Origin of the sequence: Streptomyces sp. NPDC029526 (assembly GCF_040637405.1) — a bacterium.
Taxonomy (GTDB): Bacteria; Actinomycetota; Actinomycetes; order Streptomycetales; family Streptomycetaceae; genus Streptomyces.
Map to the genome: position 1 here is coordinate 19541 of NZ_JBEZWE010000007.1, position 19062 is coordinate 38602.

The 19062-nt window shown below is 74.2% G+C and carries 16 protein-coding genes; 7 read left to right on the top strand and 9 right to left on the bottom strand.

Going from position 1 to position 19062, the window contains the following annotated elements; all coding sequences use genetic code 11:
- Nucleotides 1–124: 124 nt before the first annotated feature.
- Together AB0F01_RS17800 and AB0F01_RS17805 are read right to left on the bottom strand one after the other, a co-directional pair.
- Entirely contained in the window at nt 125–925 is an 801-nt protein-coding gene (locus AB0F01_RS17800) for a DNA-formamidopyrimidine glycosylase family protein (protein ID WP_362096098.1), read from the bottom strand.
- A gap of 40 nt (nt 926–965) precedes the next feature.
- On the bottom strand, nt 966–5873 hold the full coding sequence (locus AB0F01_RS17805; RefSeq protein ID WP_362096101.1) for an ATP-dependent helicase: 4908 nt from the start codon (nt 5871–5873) through the stop codon (nt 966–968).
- A 168-nt stretch (nt 5874–6041) separates the two neighbouring features.
- Here AB0F01_RS17805 and AB0F01_RS17810 point away from each other — a divergent pair, with 168 nt between their 5' ends.
- Genes AB0F01_RS17810 through AB0F01_RS17820 form a run of 3 tightly spaced genes read left to right on the top strand, consistent with a single transcriptional unit; the run spans nt 6042 to nt 8082 of the window.
- On the top strand, nt 6042–7016 hold the full coding sequence (locus AB0F01_RS17810; RefSeq protein WP_362096104.1) for an AraC family transcriptional regulator: 975 nt from the start codon (nt 6042–6044) through the stop codon (nt 7014–7016).
- Nucleotides 6989–7774, top strand: coding sequence for an AzlC family ABC transporter permease (locus AB0F01_RS17815; RefSeq protein WP_362096107.1), 786 nt, complete (start codon nt 6989–6991; stop codon nt 7772–7774). The genes AB0F01_RS17810 and AB0F01_RS17815 overlap by 28 nt, the downstream gene beginning before the upstream one ends.
- Nucleotides 7771–8082 (top strand): AzlD domain-containing protein, encoded by a 312-nt coding sequence (locus AB0F01_RS17820; RefSeq protein ID WP_362096109.1) that lies wholly within the window; start codon nt 7771–7773, stop codon nt 8080–8082. Before AB0F01_RS17815 ends, AB0F01_RS17820 begins: the two co-directional genes overlap by 4 nt.
- 244 nt (nt 8083–8326) lie before the next feature.
- Here AB0F01_RS17820 and AB0F01_RS17825 read toward each other — a convergent pair whose 3' ends face one another.
- Complete coding sequence (locus tag AB0F01_RS17825) at nt 8327–9286, bottom strand: hypothetical protein (RefSeq protein ID WP_362096111.1); 960 nt, start codon at nt 9284–9286, stop codon at nt 8327–8329.
- A gap of 79 nt (nt 9287–9365) precedes the next feature.
- Here AB0F01_RS17825 and AB0F01_RS17830 point away from each other — a divergent pair, with 79 nt between their 5' ends.
- From AB0F01_RS17830 to recX, 4 genes are all read left to right on the top strand, one after another.
- A complete protein-coding gene (locus AB0F01_RS17830) occupies nt 9366–9560 on the top strand; it encodes a DUF3046 domain-containing protein (protein ID WP_362096114.1) in 195 nt (64 codons plus the stop codon).
- Between the two features lie 185 nt (nt 9561–9745).
- A complete protein-coding gene (locus tag AB0F01_RS17835) occupies nt 9746–10915 on the top strand; it encodes an AI-2E family transporter (RefSeq protein WP_362096636.1) in 1170 nt (389 codons plus the stop codon).
- 593 nt (nt 10916–11508) lie between these two features.
- The gene (recA, locus tag AB0F01_RS17840) at nt 11509–12630 is read left to right on the top strand and encodes a recombinase RecA (RefSeq protein ID WP_362096116.1); all 1122 of its coding nucleotides are present in this window, start codon (nt 11509–11511) and stop codon (nt 12628–12630) included.
- Between the two features lie 3 nt (nt 12631–12633).
- Nucleotides 12634–13503, top strand: a complete 870-nt coding sequence (gene recX, locus AB0F01_RS17845) for a recombination regulator RecX (RefSeq protein ID WP_362096118.1) — start codon at nt 12634–12636, stop codon at nt 13501–13503.
- A gap of 229 nt (nt 13504–13732) precedes the next feature.
- Here recX and AB0F01_RS17850 read toward each other — a convergent pair whose 3' ends face one another.
- The 6 genes from AB0F01_RS17850 to AB0F01_RS17875 all read right to left on the bottom strand — a co-directional run bounded on the left by AB0F01_RS17850 (nt 13733) and on the right by AB0F01_RS17875 (nt 18935).
- Nucleotides 13733–14143, bottom strand: a complete 411-nt coding sequence (locus AB0F01_RS17850; RefSeq protein ID WP_362096639.1) for a rhodanese-like domain-containing protein — start codon at nt 14141–14143, stop codon at nt 13733–13735.
- Nucleotides 14144–14181: 38 nt separating this feature from the next.
- A complete protein-coding gene (locus AB0F01_RS17855) occupies nt 14182–14895 on the bottom strand; it encodes a cysteine dioxygenase (RefSeq protein WP_362096121.1) in 714 nt (237 codons plus the stop codon).
- Nucleotides 14896–14983: 88 nt separating this feature from the next.
- Nucleotides 14984–15127 carry a putative leader peptide gene (locus AB0F01_RS17860; protein WP_362096124.1) on the bottom strand — a complete coding sequence of 48 codons (144 nt, stop codon included), beginning with the start codon at nt 15125–15127 and terminating at the stop codon, nt 14984–14986.
- A gap of 322 nt (nt 15128–15449) precedes the next feature.
- Nucleotides 15450–17096, bottom strand: a complete 1647-nt coding sequence (locus AB0F01_RS17865; protein WP_362096127.1) for an FAD-dependent monooxygenase — start codon at nt 17094–17096, stop codon at nt 15450–15452.
- A 253-nt stretch (nt 17097–17349) separates the two neighbouring features.
- The gene (locus tag AB0F01_RS17870) at nt 17350–18261 is read right to left on the bottom strand and encodes an amino acid ABC transporter permease (RefSeq protein ID WP_362096129.1); all 912 of its coding nucleotides are present in this window, start codon (nt 18259–18261) and stop codon (nt 17350–17352) included.
- Nucleotides 18258–18935: an amino acid ABC transporter permease gene (locus tag AB0F01_RS17875; RefSeq protein ID WP_362096132.1), complete on the bottom strand. Its 678-nt coding sequence runs from the start codon at nt 18933–18935 to the stop codon at nt 18258–18260. Before AB0F01_RS17875 ends, AB0F01_RS17870 begins: the two co-directional genes overlap by 4 nt.
- Nucleotides 18936–19062 lie beyond the last annotated feature (127 nt).

The window sequence follows — 19062 nt, forward strand, 5'->3', positions numbered from 1 at the left end:
GGGTACCACGAGTCGGGGTCCACGTGAGGTCGTGAGCCGTGTTGCCGGCCGCGGAAGCCCGGCGTCGCGGTGTGAGCGGCGTGCAGGTGCGCCTTCGGCGCCCCCTGACAGGCCGTCGGTTGCGTCAGCCGGTCGGGGCCGGGCCGGGTTGGCAGACGGGGCACCAGTAGGTGGGGCGCTCGCGGGAGCCGTCGCCCTGCTCCGCGACCCGGATCGGGGTGCCGCAGCGTCGGCAGGGACGGCGCCGGCGGCCGTACACGTACAGGTCCTCGCCCCGTCGGCCGGTGGTGGTGCGGACCGGGCGTTCGCGGTTGTACTCCAGCAGCTCCCGCGCGAGGCGGACCAGCCGGGCGGCGCGGTCGGCGGGGAGCTGCCCGGCGGGCAGCCACGGGGTGACACCGAGCAGGAAGCACAGCTCGCTCTTGTACACGTTGCCGATGCCGGCGAGGTTGCGCTGGTCCAGCAGAGCCTCGCCCAGCGGTCGGTCCGGGTCCTTGAGCAGGTTGGCCAGCGCCACGTCGGGGTCCCAGTCGGGGCCGAGGAGGTCCGGCCCGAGGTGGCCCACGACCCGCTCCTCCTCGGCGGTGCGCAGCAGCTCCAGTACGGGCAGGCGGTAGCCGACGGCCGCGCGGTCGGCGTTGGCCAGGATCGCCCGGATCTGGTGGGCCGGGCCCCCGTTCCAGCGCTGCCCGGGCTCGAACACCCGCCAGGAGCCGTCCATCCGCAGGTGCGAGTGCAGGGTCAGACCGCCCTCGATCCGGGTCAGCAGGTGCTTGCCGCGCGCGGTGACGTCCAGGACCGTCCGGCCGGTGAGGTCGGCGGTGGCGAAGCGGGGCACGCGCAGGTCGCTGCGGACCAGCACCCGGCCGGCCAGGGCGGTGTCCAGTCGTTTCGCGGCCTGCAGGACCGTGTCTCCTTCGGGCATGGGTCCAGAGTGGCACGCCGGTCGCCGCCCCTGCCGCCGGTCAGGGGCGCAGGCGCAGCCCGCGGGGCGTGGCGATGAAGCCGGCGCCCTCCAGGAGCGGGCCGAGCGGGGAGGTCAGGGACGGGGCGCCGTTGACGCGCTCGACCGTGACCGTGCCGAGGGAGCCCGCCCGGGCGGCCTCCGCCAGGGCCCGCGCGGCGGCCGGCAGACGGGGATCGTCGGCCGGCTCACCGCCCGGGTCGGCGGGCCAGGCCAGCAGGGTCTTGCCGCCCCGTTCCATGTAGAGGGTCAGCTCCCCGTCGACCAGCACCACCAGCGCACCGGCCTTGCGGCCCGGTTTGTGGCCGGCGCCGTCCGGCGGCTCGGGCCAGCCCAGGGCCGCCCCGTAGGCGTTCGCTGGGTCCGCGGCGGCGAGGACCACGGCCCGGGACGCTGTGTCCGGCCCGGTGCGACGGCCGGCGAACGGGTCGTACGAGGAGCGCCCGCCGTCCTGCCAGGGTGGTGGGGCCGGCTGCCGGGGGCGGTCGCGCGGGGAGACGTAGTCACCGGGAGCCGGGCGGTCGACCCCGTCGGATTCGGGCTCCCAGGGGCCGGGCCCGGCCGGGAATCCGGGCGGGCCGGCGGTGGCCGGGAACGCGTCGTGGGCGCCGACGGCCCCCGGAGCGGCGAACGGGTCCGGGCCGGGGGGCGCGGGGGCGGCGTCGCCCCGGTCGCGGGCGTTGGCCGCCGCGCGGAGGCGGTCGACCGCGCCGTCCATCGCGAACTGGGCGGCGCCGAGCCCTTCCACCACGTATCCGCGCCGCGCCTGCCCGGTCTCCTCGAAGGCGGCCAGGATGCGGTAGACCGCCGAGAAGCCGCCCTCGACGCCCTCCGCGCCGACGGCGCCGCGGGTCACCACGCCGTGCCGGTCCAGCAGGGTGCGGGCCAGCGCGTGGGCGCGCACCGTGGGGTCCGGTTCGCGGTCCGGCAGCAGGGACCAGCGGCCGCCGACGGTGGGCGGGCCGGTGCGCGCGCTGCTGCGGGCGGCGGCGGTGAGCGAGCCGTAGCGCCCGCGCGGGACCTGGCGCTTGGCGCGGTGGGCCGTGGAGCCGGCGGTGCGGCCGGAGCCCAGCAGGGCGCGCAGGGGACCGAGCGTGTCGTTGGTCAGCCGCCCCGACCAGGCCAGGTCCCACAGGGCGTCGGCCAGTTGCGGGTCGGTGGCCTCGGGGTGCGTGGTGGCACGGACCTGGTCGGCGATCTGGCGGAAGAACAGGCCGTAGCCGCCGGCGAGGGTGGTCAGCACGGATTCGTGGAGCGCGGTGAGCTCCAGCGGGTGCGGCGGCGGCAACAGCAGGGGAGCCGCGTCCGCCAGGAGGAGCGAGACCCAGCCGTCCTTCCCCGGCAGCGAACCGGCGCCGGCCCACACCACCTCGCCCGCGGCGGTCAGCTCGTCCAGCATCGCCGGGGTGTAACCCGCCACGCGGGACGGCAGCACCAGCTTCTCCAGCGCGGACGCGGGCACCGAAGCCCCCTGCAACTGCTCCACCGCGCGCGCCAGGCCGTCGACGCCGCGCAGGGCGTGCCCCTTGCCGATGTGCTGCCACTGGGGGAGGAACTGGGCCAGCGCCTGCGGCGGCACCGGTTCCAGCTCGTGCCGCAGGGCGGCCAGGGACCGGCGGCGGAGCCTGCGCAGCACGGCCGCGTCGCACCACTCCTGGCCGATGCCGGCCGGATGGAACTCGCCCTGCACGATGCGGCCCGCCGCCGAGAGCCGCTGGAGCGCACCCTCGGTGACGGCCACCCCCAGGCCGAAGCGGGCCGCCGCGGTGGCGGAGGTGAACGGGCCGTGGGTGCGCGCGTACCGGGCGAGGAGGTCGCCGAGGGGGTCCCGGACCGGTTCGGTGAACGCCTCCGGCACCCCGACCGGCAGCGCCGTGCCCAGGGCGTCCCGCAGCCGTCCGGCGTCCTCGATCGCCGCCCAGTGGTCCGCCCCGGCCACGCGCACCCGGATGGCGCGCCGCGCGGACGCCAGTTCCCGCGCCCACTGCGGCTCGGCGCCCCGTTCGGCCAGCTCGGCATCGGTGAGCGGCCCGAGCATCCGCAGCAGGTCGGCGACGCCCTCGACGTCCTTCACCCGCCGGTCCTCGGTGCGCCACTGCAGCTCGCGCTCCAGCTCGGCCAGGACGTCGGCGTCGAGCAGTTCGCGCAGCTCCGCCTGTCCGAGCAGCTCGGCCAGCAGCCGGGAGTCCAGCGACAGGGCGGCGGCGCGGCGCTCGGCGAGCGGCGAGTCGCCCTCGTAGAGGAACTGCGCCACGTACCCGAACAGCAGGGAGCGGGCGAAGGGGGACGGCTCGGGCGTGGTCACCTCCACCAGCCGCACCGTACGCGCCTCCAGGTCGCCCATCAGCTCCACGAGCCCGGGCACGTCGAAGACGTCCTGGAGGCACTCGCGGACCGCTTCGAGGACGATCGGGAACGAGCCGAACTCACCGGCCACCTGCAGCAGCTGGGAGGCGCGCTGCCGCTGCTGCCACAGGGGCGTGCGGCGGCCAGGGTTGCGGCGCGGCAGCAGCAGCGCCCGGGCCGCGCACTCCCGGAACCGGGACGCGAACAGCGCCGACCCGCCCACCTGGTCGGTGACGACCTGGTCGACCTCGCCCTTGTCGAAGACGACGTCCGCAGCGCCGACGGGCGCCTGGTCCGCGTCGTACGCGGTGCCCGCCCGCGCCGGTTCCTGGTCGAGGAGGTCCAGGCCCATCAGGTCGGCGTCCGGCAGCCGCAGCACGATGCCGTCGTCGGCGTGCATCACCTGGGCGTCCATGCCGTACCGCTCGGACAGGCGCGCACCCAGCGCGAGCGCCCACGGGGCGTGCACCTGGGCGCCGAACGGGGAGTGCACGACGACCCGCCAGTCGCCCAGCTCGTCACGGAAGCGTTCCACGACGATGGTGCGGTCGTCCGGGACGTGGCCGCACGCCTCGCGCTGCTCGGCGAGGTATGCCAGGACGTTGTCCGCGGCCCAGGCGTCCAGCCCCGCCGCGACCAGCCGCAGGCGGGCGTCCTCCGCGGACAGCGACCCCACCTCGCGCAGGAACGCGCCCACCGCGCGGCCCAGCTCCAGCGGGCGGCCCAGCTGGTCGCCCTTCCAGAAGGGGAGCCGCCCGGGGACCCCCGGAGCGGGGGAGACCAGCACGCGGTCGCGGGTGATGTCCTCGATGCGCCAGGAGCTGGTGCCCAGGGTGAACACGTCGCCCACCCGGGACTCGTAGACCATCTCCTCGTCCAGCTCACCGACCCGGCCGCCGCCCTTCTTGGGGTCGGCGCCCGCCAGGAACACCCCGAACAGGCCCCGGTCGGGGATGGTGCCCCCGGAGGTGACGGCGAGGCGCTGTGCGCCCGGGCGGCCGGTGATCTCACCCGTCACCCGGTCCCACACCACCCGCGGGCGCAGCTCGGCGAACGCGTCGGACGGATAGCGGCCGGCCAGCATGTCCAGGACGCCCGTGAACGCCGACTCCGGCAGGGACGCGAACGGCGCCGCCCTGCGGACCAGGGCGAGAAGGTCGTCGAACTGCCAGGTGTCCATGGCCGTCATGGCGACGATCTGCTGGGCGAGGACGTCCAGCGGGTTGGCCGGGACCCGCAGCGACTCGATGGAACCGGAACGCATCCGCTCGGTGACCACGGCCGCCTGGACCAGGTCGCCCCGGTACTTGGGGAACACCACGCCCGTGGACACCGCGCCCACCTGGTGGCCCGCGCGTCCGACCCGCTGGAGCCCGGAGGCCACCGACGGCGGCGACTCCACCTGCACCACGAGGTCCACGGCGCCCATGTCGATGCCGAGTTCGAGGCTGGAGGTGGCGACCACGGCCGGCAGCCGGCCCGCCTTCAGGTCCTCCTCGACCTGGGCGCGCTGCTCCTTGGACACCGAGCCGTGGTGGGCCCGCGCGATGACCGCCGGCGCGCCCTGGGCGGCTCCCGAACCGCCCATCAGATCCGCGGGGGAGTGCTGCTCGTCCAGCGGCTCCCCGGTGGCCCGCTCGTAGGCGATCTCGTTGAGCCGGTTGCACAGGCGCTCGGCCAGGCGGCGGGAGTTCGCGAAGACGATGGTCGACCGGTGGGCCTGGACCAGATCGGTGATGCGCTCCTCGACGTGCGGCCAGATCGACGGCCGCTCGGCGCCCTCCGAGCCGTCGGCGACGGGAGAGCCGCCCAGCTCGCCCAGGTCCTCCACCGGGACCACCACGGACAGGTCGAACTCCTTGCCCGACTCCGGCTGGACGGTCTCCACCCGGCGGCCCGGGGAGAGGAACCGGGCCACCTCGTCGACCGGGCGGACCGTCGCCGACAGGCCGATGCGGCGGGCCGGCTCCGGCAGCAGCTCGTCGAGCCGCTCCAGCGACAGCGCCAGGTGCGCGCCGCGCTTGGTGCCCGCGACCGCGTGGACCTCGTCCAGGATCACCGTCTCCACACCCGACAGTGCGTCGCGGGCGGCCGACGTCAGCATGAGGAACAGGGACTCCGGCGTGGTGATCAGGATGTCCGGCGGGCGCGTGGACAGCGCGCGGCGCTCGGCGGGCGGGGTGTCACCGGAACGGATACCGACCTTCACCTCGGGCTCGGGCATGCCGCGGCGCACCGCCTCCTGCCGGATGCCGGTCAGCGGGCTCCGCAGATTGCGCTCGACGTCGACGGCCAGGGCCTTGAGCGGCGAGACGTAGAGCACCCGGCAGCGCTTCCTGGGATCCGCGGGCGGCGGCGTGGACGCCAGCTGGTCCAGGGCGGCGAGGAACGCGGCCAGCGTTTTGCCGGAGCCGGTGGGGGCGACGACCAGCACGTCCGACCCCTCGTGGATGGCCCGCCACGCCCCGGCCTGCGCCGCGGTGGGCGCGGAGAACGCCCCCGAGAACCAGCCACGGGTCGCGGGGGAGAAGCCGTCCAGGGCGTGATGCGGAGAGCCGACCATGCGTCCATCCTGCACCCGGGCACCGACAATGGCCCTGAGCTGCCCGGACGGCACGCTGCGCGCCCGCGCGGCGGGCACGGCGCAGACCTGGACGGAGCGCCCGAGGGGTCGTGACCACGGCACGGGGGGCCCGCGCGGTCGTGGCCGCGATGGCGTGACAATGTCGGTATGGCCGAAACGGGCAGGGAGCGCGCACGACACTGGCAGTACGACGAACTGCCCGGTGTCGACCTGCTGCGTGCCCGGTACATCCGCAAGACGTTCGTCCGACACACCCACGAGCACTTCGTGATCGCCGCCATCGCCGACGGCGTGGAGGTCTTCCACCACGGCGACGGCGACCAGTACGCCGGTGCCGGGTCCCTCGCCCTCGTCAATCCGGACACCCCGCACACCGGCCGTGCGGGCGTCCCCGAGGGGTGGCGGTACGGCGCCGTCTACCCCTCGCCCGAGGTGGTCGGCGCCATCGCCGCCGAGACCACCACGCTGCGCGGCACGCCCGGCTTCGTGACCCCGGTCCTGGACGACCCCTACACGGTGCGCCTGGTCCACCGGGTGCTGCGGGCCACCGACGAGGGCAACGCGCTCGCCGCCGACACCCTCCTGAAGGTCGTCGTGACCCGCCTGCTGCGGCGCAACGGCGGCAACCTCCCCCGCCGGGAGGTGCGGACCGCGGGCGCCCGGACCGCGGCCCGCGCGCGGGCCCTGCTGGAGGAGCGGATGGCCGCGCCCCCGACGTTGCAGCGGCTGGCCGCCGAACTCGGGACCAGCCCGTTCGCCCTGCTGCGGGCGTTCCGGGACGCCTACGGCATGCCGCCGCACACCTGGCTCACCGACGCCCGGGTGCGGCGCGCCCGGCGGCTGCTGGACGCGGGGACGGCGCCCTCCCAGGCCGCCGTGGAGGTCGGCTTCACCGACCAGCCGCACCTGAACCGGCACTTCAGCCGCATGATCGGCGTCCCGCCGGGCGCCTACCAGCGCGAGCGGCTGAACGCCGGACGGAACGAACCGGCCGGACGGAACGAGCAGACCGGACGGAACGGGACGCCCGGGCTGCGAAGCGGGCGCAAGAACGTACAAGACGCACCGCCCGGCCTCGTCCTACCGTCCGGCGTGTGGCAGCAGAACAGACAGTGGCAGTGAACCCTCCGGACACCGCGGAGGAGAAACCCGACAGCGCCGTCGTCCGGGACGCCCTCGGCGTCGGCGTCGCGGTCGGACTCTCCGGCTTCGCCTTCGGCGTGACCTCGGCGGGCAGCGGGCTCACCCTGCTCCAGACCTGCGTCCTGAGCCTGCTGGTGTTCACCGGGGCCTCGCAGTTCGCGCTGGTGGGGGCCATCGCGGCGGGCGGCAGCCCGTTCACGGCCGCCGCCGGGGCGTTCTTCCTGGGCGTGCGCAACGCCTTCTACGGACTGCGCCTGTCCCAGCTGCTGGCCCTCCCGCGCGCGGTGCGGCCGTTCGCCGCCCAGTGGGTCATCGACGAGACGACCGCCGTCTCCCTCGCCCAGCCCACCCGGCGCAGCGCCCGCCTGGGCTTCGTGGTGACCGGTCTGAGCCTGTACGTGCTGTGGAACCTCACCACGCTGCTCGGCGCCCTCGGTGCCGAGGCCATCGGCGACACCGCCGCGTGGGGCCTGGACGCGGCCGGCCCCGCGGTGTTCCTGGCGCTGCTCGCACCGATGCTGCGCACCACCACCGAACGCCTGGTGGCCGGGCTCGCCGTCCTGCTGGGGCTGGGTCTGCTGCCCGTCCTGCCGGCCGGGGTGCCGGTCCTGGTGGCCGCCCTCGCCGCGCCGGCCGTGCTGTGGGCGCGGGGCCGGGCCCTGGGCGCCCGGAACCGCCGGGCGCCGGACGCACCGCGAGCCGGTGCGCCGGACGAGGTGTCGGAGGAGGACCGTTGAACATCTGGATCGCCATCGGCGTGACCGTCCTCGGCTGCTACGCCGTCAAGCTGGCCGGTCTCATGGTCCCGGCCGGTGTCCTCGAACGGCCCCTCGTGCGGCGTCTCGCGGCACTCGTCCCGGTCGCCCTGCTCGCCGCCCTCACCGCCCAGCAGACGTTCGGCGACGGGCAGGCCCTCGTACTGGACGCGCGGGCGGCGGGGCTGGGCGCGGCGGCCGTGGCCCTGGTCCTGCGGGCTCCCTTCCTGGTCGTGGTGGCGGCGGCCGTCGTGGTGACGGCGGGCGTGCGGGCCGTGGGGGGCGGCTGAGGCGCGGGGAGCGTGGGCAGGGCTTTGGGGGCTTGGGGGCTTCGGGCGGCTTCGGGGGCGGGGGCTGTGGGGAGGCCGGGGGGTCAGACCCATCGATTCCATGGGGCCCATGGGCCCCGGCGGCCCCACCGGTCCGGTCGGGGCTCTCAGCCCTATAGGTCCTGTCGGTTCGGTGGGAGCGGCCCGGATTCCCGCGCCTCGACGCGCCCCGGAGCACACTCCGGGGCGTGCCCAAGGGCTCCCGTCAGCCGACGAAGCGCCCGTACGCCCGGAGGGTGCGCAATGCGTCGATCGTCACCAGGGGACCGGACTCCAGGGCGGGCGCCGGCGCCCAGGGGCGCCACCGGACCGGCCAGCCGCCGTCCTCCTGCTGTTCGGCCGCCAGGAAGTCGAGCGACCGCTCCATCTCCGCGTCCGTGAACCACGCCCGGGCGAGCGAGCGCGGGGTGGGCGCGTAGTCGTGCGGGAAGTGGTGCTCCCCGGGGGCGTAGCCGGGAGCGACCGGGCAGCTGTCGCGGTCGTCCGGATCGAGCACCGCGAGCCGCTGCCCGCGCACCAGCCGGCCGAGCCGGTCGGCCGCGGCCCGCGCGCGGGGACGGTCCGGGACGGAGTCCAGGAAGGACACGGCGGCCCGCACCTCGTAGGGGTGGGACTCCGTCAGGTTCTCGACGGCGTGCCAGCAGAAGTCGGTGGCGCGGAACAGCCAGGCGTGCCACACCTCGTTGCGGTGCAGCAGACCCACCACCGGCCCGGTGGCGAGCAGCTCGCTGGGCGGGTCGTCCACCACCGGCACGAAGGGTGCCGTCGGGTAGCTGCGCTGGACGGGGTGGACGGCCGGGAGCGCACCGTCCGCGGTGGAGACCGACGTCAGGTAGCGGCACACCTGCTCCGCGCGCCGGCCGCCGCAGCGGTCCACGGCGTCCAGCACGCGCAGGGCGTGGGCGGTGTGCAGCGGCTGGCTGACCGGACCGCGCAGATCGGGCTCCAGGGCGTGCCCGTAGCCGCCGTCGGGATTGCGGTAGGCGTCCAGGGCGGTCTCCACCGGGTCGGCGCTCCCGCCCCGGAAGTCGTGGGCGAACAGGCGCTGTTCGAGCACGCGGGCGGTCAGCCAGACGAACCGCTCGGCCCGCGCGAGCGGGGTGCGCGTCCGGGACATGGGGGGTGCCGGGGACGGCGGGGCTGCGGAAGCTCTCGTGTCGGCCATGGGTCCGACCGTAGAGCGCGGAGCGGCTCCGGACGGTGGCCCCGGCCGTGGGGCACCCCGCAGGCGGGATACTGGTGGCATGCGGTTGACGGTCTTCTGGCAGCGGATGGCGGAGCACTTCGGTGCGGGCTACGCCGACACCTTCGCGCGCGACCACGTCATGGCCGAGCTGGGCGGGCGCACGGTGCACGAGGCACTGGCGGCCGGCTGGGACGCCAAGGACGTCTGGCACGTCGTCTGCTCGGTGATGGACGTCCCCCGGGAAAAGCGCTGATCGTCACAGTGACCGCAGGACGGCAGACGGCTGTCGGTACGGTGGGCGAAACTTGATCCGTGGCACCCACTGACGAGGCCGGGCAGGCAGCCCCGCACCCCCCGACGCTCGGCGCACCCACCCCTGCCGACCCTCCGGGCGGGCCCCCTCCGGCCGACCCCGTGGCCGGGCGGCCGGGCTCGGGCATGCCGCGCTGGCTGCCGCGTGCCATGGTGCTCGCGCTCGCCCTCATCGCCGTGTTCCAGCTGGGCAGCTGGGCCTTCCACGAGCTGACCGGCCTGCTGATCAACATCCTCATCGCGTTCTTCCTCGCGCTCGCCGTCGAACCGGCGGTGAGCTGGATGGCGGGGCGCGGGGTGCGCCGGGGCCTGGGGACGTTCCTGGTGTTCCTCGGCGTGCTGGTCGCGGCGGCGGGATTCGTCACCCTGCTCGGGTCGATGCTCGCGGGACAGATCATCAAGATCGTCGAGGACTTCCCGGAGTACCTCGACTCCGTGATCAACTGGATCAACGGCCACTTCCACACCGAACTGCGGCGCGTGGACATCCAGGAGGGGCTGCTGCGGTCCGACTGGCTGCGCAACTACGTGCAGAACAGCGCCACCGGTGTCCTCGACGTCTCCGCGCAGGTGCTCGGCGGGCTGTTCCAGCTGCTGACCATCGCGCTGTTCTCGTTCTACTTCGCCGCCGATGGGCCCCGCCTGCGCCGCACCATCTGCTCCGTCCTGCCGCCCGCCCGGCAGGCCGAGGTGCTGCGCGCCTGGGAGATCGCCGTCAACAAGACCGGCGGCTACCTCTACTCGCGCGGTCTCATGGCCCTGATCTCGGGGGGCGCGCACTACATACTGCTGGAGTTCCTCGAGGTGCCCTACGCGCCGGTGCTGGCGGTGTGGGTGGGCCTGGTGTCGCAGTTCATCCCGACCATCGGCACCTACCTCGCGGGCGCCCTGCCCATGCTGATCGCCTTCACGGTCAACCCCTGGTACACGCTCTGGGTGCTGATCTTCGTGGTGATCTACCAGCAGTTCGAGAACTACGTGCTGCAGCCCAAGCTGACCTCGAAGACGGTCGACATCCACCCGGCGGTCGCCTTCGGCTCCGTCATCGTGGGGACCTCCCTGCTGGGTGCCGTCGGGGCCCTGATCGCCATCCCCGCCATCGCCACGCTCCAGGCGTTCCTGGGCGCGTACGTGAAGCGGTACGACGTCACCGACGACCCGCGCGTGCACGGTCACCGGGGGGCGGACGCCGGACGCGGGGTCGTCCGCGGTGTCGGACGGCTGTGGAGACGCCGCCCGGGGGCCGCACTCCCCGGCGAGGACGACCGCGACGGGTCGTCCTCGCCGGATGCCTGAGCGGCCGGGCTTGCGCGGTCGGGCCTGCGCGGCCCGGCTAGCGCGGCCGGGCAGGGCAGGGCCGGGACGACGGGCGGCGCTGCGGGCTTGAGCAGCGGGCGGGCTGCGCATTGCGGCTGCAGGCTGCAGCCTGCGGGCTTGAGTGCTGAGCCTGACGCCGGATCGGGGCGCAGGGGCGGGAGTCCGCGCCGGCGTGTGCTGTGGGGCGGGCGCGGTGCCCGGTCCCGGGGCGCCAGGTCCTGGGGCGCCCGCGGCGGCCCTCCGTGTCGCCTTCCCGCGGCGCGCCGGCCGCTTCGACGGGTCCGCGTCCGCCGCCCGCGACGGGCTCTGCGGCAGCTGGGCGAGGGCTGTGAGGGGCGTGAACACGCGTGAACACCGCTCCGCGACACGACCCGGGTGCGCTTGACACCGAAATCGAACATCTATTCTTATGGGGGTGCCGGTGGGGCTCGACGGCGGGTGTTCTGATCCGATTCGGACGGATATGCACCCCGGTTGTCCACAGGCGGGACGTGCGTCGGGGCGCATTGTCAGTGGCAGGCGCTAGCGTCTTTGACGTGAAGCGATCGACTCAAGCAAATCGGGTGGAACCCATGGCAGGAACCGACCGCGAGAAGGCGCTCGACGCCGCTCTCGCACAGATCGAACGGCAATTCGGCAAGGGCGCGGTCATGCGCATGGGCGACCGGACGAAGGAGCCCATCGAGGTCATCCCGACCGGGTCGACCGCGCTCGACGTCGCCCTCGGCGTCGGTGGCCTGCCGCGCGGCCGCGTGGTGGAGATCTACGGACCGGAGTCCTCCGGCAAGACGACCCTGACCCTGCACGCGGTGGCCAACGCGCAGAAGGCCGGCGGCCAGGTCGCCTTCGTGGACGCCGAGCACGCCCTCGACCCCGAGTACGCCAAGAAGCTCGGCGTCGACATCGACAACCTGATCCTGTCGCAGCCGGACAACGGCGAGCAGGCGCTGGAAATCGTGGACATGCTGGTCCGCTCGGGCGCCCTCGACCTCATCGTCATCGACTCCGTCGCCGCGCTCGTCCCGCGGGCGGAGATCGAGGGCGAGATGGGCGACAGCCACGTGGGTCTCCAGGCCCGCCTGATGAGCCAGGCGCTGCGCAAGATCACCAGCGCGCTCAACCAGTCCAAGACCACCGCGATCTTCATCAACCAGCTCCGCGAGAAGATCGGCGTGATGTTCGGGTCCCCCGAGACCACGACCGGTGGCCGCGCCCTGAAGTTCTACGCCTCCGTGCGGATCGACATCCGCCGGATCGAGACGCTCAAGGACGGCACCGAGGCGGTCGGCAACCGGACCCGCTGCAAGGTCGTCAAGAACAAGGTGGCGCCGCCCTTCAAGCAGGCCGAGTTCGACATCCTCTACGGGCAGGGCATCAGCCGCGAGGGCGGTCTGATCGACATGGGCGTGGAGCACGGCTTCGTCCGCAAGGCCGGTGCCTGGTACACCTACGAGGGCGACCAGCTGGGCCAGGGCAAGGAGAACGCCCGCAACTTCCTCAAGGACAACCCCGACCTCGCCAACGAGATCGAGCGGAAGATCAAGGAGAAGCTGGGCGTCGGCGTGCGGCCCGAGGAGCCTGCCGCCGAGGCCGGCACGGACGCCGCCGAAGCCGCGGCTCCGGCCGCACCCGCCGCCGTGCCCGCTCCCACGGCCAAGGCGGCCAAGTCCAAGGCCGCCGCGGCCAAGAGCTGACCCGTGACCCGGCGGACCGACTGGGCCGAGTACGACATCGCCGCCTCCGAAACCCCCGCGGGGGGAGGACGAGGCGGCGACGGTCCGGTCCCGGACGAGGGCCTGCAACACAGGGGCCGGTCCCTCGGTGCCCCTGCGCGGGGAACCGAGTCGGACGCGGAGCAGGCCGACTGGGACAGGCCGGACGGGCCGTCCGCGCACGGCGACGCCGAAGGGGGCGGGCGGCGCCGGGCGCGCGGCCGACGGGGGGGCGGCCCGCGTGACGGCGGGCCGGGCGGTGGACGCGGCCGCAGACGCCGGACCTTCGGCGACGCGGCCGCGGAGGACGGGGGCATCTCCTCCTCGTCGAGGGCCGAGCGGGAGGAGCCTCCGCGGGACCCGGTCGAGCGGGCCAGGGCCATCTGCCTGCGCCTGCTCACCGGGACCCCGCGTACCCGGAAGCAGCTCGCCGACGCCCTCCGCAAGCGGGAGATCCCGGACGAGGCCGCCGAGGAAGTGCTGTCCCGGTTCGAGGAGGTCGGGCTGATCAACGACAGTGCCTTCGCCGACGCCTGGGTGGAGTCCCGTCACCACGGACGCGGCCTGGCCCGCCGCGCACTCGCGCGGGAACTGCGCACCAAGGGCGTCGATCCGACGCTGATCGACGCCGCCGTCTCCCAGCTCGACTCCGAGCAGGAGGAGACCACCGCCCGCGAGCTGGTCGCTCGGAAGCTGCGCGCCACCCGTGGGCTGGACCGCGACAAGCGGATACGCCGCCTCGCCGGCATGCTCGCCCGCAAGGGCTACCCCGAGGGCCTCGCCCTGCGGGTGGTCCGGCAGGCGCTGGAGGAGGAGGGCGAGGACACGGACTTCCTCGGGGACGCCACCGACTGAGGCCACGGGTACGGCCACCTCAAGCCGGTCCGGGGCGACACCGGTCCGCCGGTCCGTCTCTTCCGGTGCCCGCCCAGCCGTGCGGCCGCCGTGCCCCCCGGTCCCCCGGCGCGCTGCCACGGCACTGCTCCGGCGGGGCGTGGACGCGGCGGAGAGCGGCGACCGGGCCGGGCGCCGTAGCCGACGGCCGGGCCCGCCCGGGGTGCACCCGCAGCCGACGGCGTGCGCACTAACCGCCCGGAGCCACCACCGGCAGGCCCGCCGCCCGCCATGCCTGGAAGCCGCCGACCAGATCGGTGGCCCGGTGCAGCCCCAGCCGGTGCAGTGACTCCGCCGCGAGGCTGGAGGCGTAACCCTCGTTGCAGACCAGGATCACGCGTAGGTCGTGCCCCGTCGCTTCGGGCAGGCGGTGGCTGCCCTGCGGGTCCAGCCGCCACTCCAGCTCGTTGCGCTCGACGAGCACGGCGCCGGGAATCAGCCCGTCGCGTTGCCGGAGGGCGGCGTACCGGATGTCCACCAGCAGGGCCTCGCCGGTGCGGGCGGACTCGGCGGCCGGGTGCGGGCCGACGCGCACGTAGCCGGCCCGTACCCGTTCCAGAAGGTCGTCGATCCCGATGGGTGTGCCCTGGCCTCCGGGCAGCCCGGTCGGGGGCTCGCCGGCCCCGGCGTCGCCGCGGCTCACTGCCAGTCCTCCGGGCGCTCCACCTGCTCCAGACGCAGCACCGGGCCACTGCGGCTGTAGCGCCGGATCCGGGGGAGGGGTGGGTCATAGGCGTGCACGGACACCGCGTGCCGGTCCGGGGACGCGTTGAGCACCTCGTGGACGTGGTGCTGCCCGAAGGCGCGGCCCCGCCCGGCCGGCAGGAGGCGTTCCCGGTCCACGCCGTCGGACAGTTCGAGCGTCCGCCAGCCGTCGGTGGGCAGTCGGGCGGCGAGCGAGTGCTCCGTCAACTCACCCGAGGCGGTCATGAAGGCGCCGATCGAGTCGGCGTGGTCGTGCCATCCGGTGCCGCTGCCCGGCGGCCAGCCGATCAGCCACGCCTCGCTGCCGCCCGGGCCGTCGAGCCGCACCCAGGTGCGGCCGTCGGGGTCGAGGGGAAGGGCGGCGATCAGCTCGCTGTCGGCGGCGACGCGCCGTACGTACGCCAGGAGGTCCGCCTGCGAGGGGGCCGGGGGAACGGGGCGTGCGGGCGGGGTGGGAGAGGCGCCGGGGGAGAGGGAAACCGCGGCGGGGGAGGACGGAGCAGCGGAGGAGGATGGCCCGGCGGAGGAAGGGGGAGAGGTGGGGGAGGAGGAAGACCCGGCCGGGGTGGGGGGTACGGGCGGGGAGGCGGGCGCGGCTGCGGAGGAAGACGCGGGCGGGGAGGAAGACGCGGGCGCGGAGGAAGACATGGGTACCGTCCTGAGGGAGGTTCGCGGGGCGCGCGGGACCGTCGACGCACGGGGCGACGGCCGGCACGGGGAAAAGGGGAAACGCGAATCAACAGGACGGGCGACACACGCAGCCCGCGTAGCGGACGAGGTCCATGTGGACCCTCCGCCAGAGGCGCACGCAGGTGTCGGTCACGGCGGGAGTACACCACGGCACGGGCCGCACGTTCAACTCACGACCGGCAGGTGACATCCGTACCGGTGCCTCTGACGGCAGGTCGGCCCCACCCGCGTGGCCGTGCCACCGGGGCACGCCGGGCAGGGAGAACGGGCGCGCCGGGCAGGGATAGCGGGGCTTCGGAGTCCCGGGCAGCCAGGGCGTACCGGCCCCCGCGCCAGGAGGAGGGAGGACTGGGAAACCGACGACCCGTCCCCGGCCTTCGCGTAACGGCAAGGGGTGCCGACCCGGAGAAGAGCCGGGAGCGCGCGCCCCTCTCGTACGCCGCCGACAGGTGCGCGCCCTCTCGTACGGCGCCGCCGGCAGGTGCACGCCGCTCCGAGTGCGCCGCCGCACGTCAGGGCGAGACGGTCTCCGCCTCCGCTTCCGCCTCGCTCTCCGTGCCGGCCCCCGCTCCGGAGCCCGCGTCCGGGTTCGCCGGACCGCCGAGCACCGTCTCGGCCGCCGCGCGGAGGTCCGCCGGCCGGACCCCGTTCAGCGCCGTGACCAGGTGCCCGTCCGGCCGGATCAGGAGCACGGTGTGCGCGGCCGCCCCCGGGTACTCCTCGGCCACCAGCAGTTCCGCCGGACGTGGCAACGCCGCCACGGCCGCCGCGAGCCGCGGCATGATGCCGGCGGAGACCCAGTGCCGCCGCGCCCAGACACCCGTACCGGGGGCGATCAGCACCACCAGCAGGGCGCCCCGCCCGAGCCGGTTCCGCAGGGGGACGAAGGTGCCGTCCTCCGCCGTCACGACGACGTCCGCGACCGGCGCACCGGGTGCCGTACCGACCGGCACGGCACCCTCCAGGCCCTGGGGCGTCAGCGGCGAGGCGTCGTACGCCCCCGGGGCGCCGACCGGGCCCTGTCCCAGGTGACCGTCCATCAGCAGTGCGTCGTGCCCGCGGCCGGGCACGGGCAGCCGGGACCGCAGTCCGCCGCCGCCGCGCAGCAGCGGCAGCGTCTGGTCGGCCGCCCGCAACCGGGCGGCGACGAGGGCCCGCCGCTCGGTCTGGTAGCTGTTCAGCAGCGCCTCGTGCGGACCGTGATGCCAGGCCAGGGCCAGCTTCCAGGCCAGGTTGTCGGCGTCGCGCAGTCCCTCGTCCAGGCCGTGCGTGCCGAGCGCGCCGAGGAGATGGGCGGCGTCCCCGGCCAGGAACACGCGGTCCGCGCGCCAGCGCCGGGCCAGCCGGTGGTGGACGGTATGCACGCCGGTGTCGAGCAGGTCGTACGGCGGGGTCGGGCCGCCGGTCCAGCCCGCCAGGGTCTCCCGGACGAGCGTCAGGAGCACGTCCGGTGTGACCAGGTCCTTGCCGGGTGGGAGCAGCCAGTCCAGCCGCCAGGTCCCCTCCGGCAGCGGTCGCGCGGTGATCTCCCCGGCGGAGGGTCCGCCGGTGCGCCACGGCGGCTGACGGTGCAGCAGGGCCACGTCGTCCCAGGGCAGGTCGGCCCGCAGGGCCGCCACGGCGTGCCGCTCCACCGCCGTACGGCCCGGGAAGCGGATGTCCTGCAGTTTGCGCACGGTCGAGCGGGGGCCGTCGCAGCCGACGAGATAGCTGCCGCGCCACCAGGTGCCCGCCGGTCCGCGGGTGTGGGCGGTGATGCCTGAAGGTTCCTGCTCCAGCGAGTCCAGGCGGCTGTTCACCGCGATCTCAACCAGCCGTTCGCCGGCCAGGGCCGCCCGCAGGGCGTGCGTCAGCTCGTGCTGGGCGATGTGCAGGGGGGTGGGCTCACCGGTGTCCTCGAAGAGGACCTCGCGCATCACCTGCTTGCGTCGCATCGACCGCCATCCGGCCCAACGCGCGCCGTACTCGTCGAGGGTGACGCCGGTCAGTCTCTCCAGGAGGGCCGCGGTGTCCTCCCGCAGCACGACGGTGCGCGCGGGGCGTGGCTCGTCCTTGCCCGGTCCTTCGTCGAGGACCACGCAGGGCACTTCCTGACGCGCCAGCGCCAGGGCGAGCGTGAGCCCGACGGGCCCCGCTCCGACGATGATCACCGGGTCCACGGCGCTGCGTCCCCTGCTCGAAGTGACGTCCCGGGGGACAGGAATGAACAGGAAAATGGAGCAGGGTGCACGATCACACAACGTATGCAACCCATTGCCGGTGCTTGCGTCAAGTGACCGCAGCGGGTGGCGATCATGAAGGTCGCCGGAGCGTGTCACACCAATGGACTGCTCGGTACGGGCGTGTACCCGGACACGACCGTGGCCCACCGGTCACCGGTGGGCCACGGTCCTCTTCCGTCCGCGGAGGGCGTCAGAGCGTCTTGCCTCCCGCGGCGCCGTCGGGGTTCGCCCCGACCTCTCCCGCGTTGAGGTCGGCGACGTCCTCGGCTCCCAGCACGGCGCCCGTGCTGCGCTTGCTGCTGCGGAGCTTGTTCTCCAGCCAGGAGGCGAAGGAGGTGAGGATGAAGTTGAGCACGATGAAGATGATCGCCACGACGATGAAGCTGGGGACGACGTTGGCGTAGTTCGCCGCCAGCGTGCCGCGCGAGTTCAGCAGCTCGGTGAAGCCGAGCATCACACCACCGAGCGCGGTGTCCTTCACGATCACGACGAGCTGGCTGACGATGGCCGGCAGCATCGCGGTGACGGCCTGGGGCAGCAGGATGCTCTTCATCGTCTGGCTCTTGCGCAGACCGATCGCGTAGCCGGCCTCCGCCTGGCCCTTCGGCAGCGAGAGGATGCCCGCGCGGACGATCTCGGCGAGGACGGAGGCGTTGTAGAGCACCAGACCCGTGACGACCGCGTACAGCGGGCGGTCGGCGCTGCTGACGTCCGTGGACCGCGCGAAGAACTCGTTCGCGAACAACATCAGGAGCAGTACCGGGATGGCGCGGAAGAACTCCACCACCACGGCGGCCGGCCCGCGGACCCACCGGTGGTCCGACAGCCTCGCGATGCCCAGGACGGCACCCAGGGGGAGGGCGATGACCATGGACAGGGCCGCGGCCTTCAGGGTGTCGGCCAGGCCGGGCAGCAGGTAGGTCGTCCAGGCGTTGGCCTCCGTGAACGGCTTCCACAGGGACCATTCCAGCTGTCCCTTGTCGTCCATGACCTGCCACACCCACCACAGCAGCAGTGCCAGGAGGACGAAGAAGACCACGGAGAGGATCACGTTGCGCCGCTTGGCCCGCGGGCCGGGGGCGTCGTAGAGGACGGAGGTCATCGCTTCACCGCCAGGCGCTTGCTGAGCCAGTTGAGGAACAGGCCGGTGGGCAGGGTCAGCACCACGAAGCCGAAGGCGAACACCGCGCCGATGAGGAGCGTCTGAGCCTCGTTCTCGATCATCTCCTTCATCAGGAGCGCGGCTTCCGCCACACCGATCGTGGCCGCGACGGTCGTGTTCTTGGTCAGGGCGATCAGCACGTTGGCCAGCGGGCCGATGACCGAGCGGAAGGCCTGCGGCAGCACGACGAGCCGCAGCACCTGGCTGAAGTTCAGCCCGAGCGCGCGGGCGGCCTCCGCCTGCCCCACGGGCACGGTGTTGATGCCCGAGCGGATCGCCTCGCACACGAACGCCGCCGTGTAGGCGACGAGTCCGAGGACGGCCAGCCGGAAGTACTTGAGCTCGAAGTTGTCCGGTGCGCCCATCGCCAGGCCGAAGATGTCGGCGAGGCCGAGCGAGGTGAAGACGATGATGACCGTCAGCGGGATGTTACGGACGACGTTCACGTACACGGTGGCGAAGCCGCGCATGAGGGGGACCGGGCTGACCCGCATGGCTGCGAGCAGGGTGCCCCACACCAGCGATCCGATGGCCGAGAAGACGGTGAGCTGCACCGTGACCCAGAAGGCGCCCAGTAGGGACGGGTCGTCATAGTTTGAAAGAAAGTCGAACACGATCTCCCGCGCTTCCGGGTGTGTGACGTACGTGGCGGACGTGACGTGCCGCCGCCGGCCAGGTGGGGGGCGGCGGCACGTTCGCGGCTCCCCGCGGAGGGCGCGGGGAGCCTGCGTCGGCGGAGTC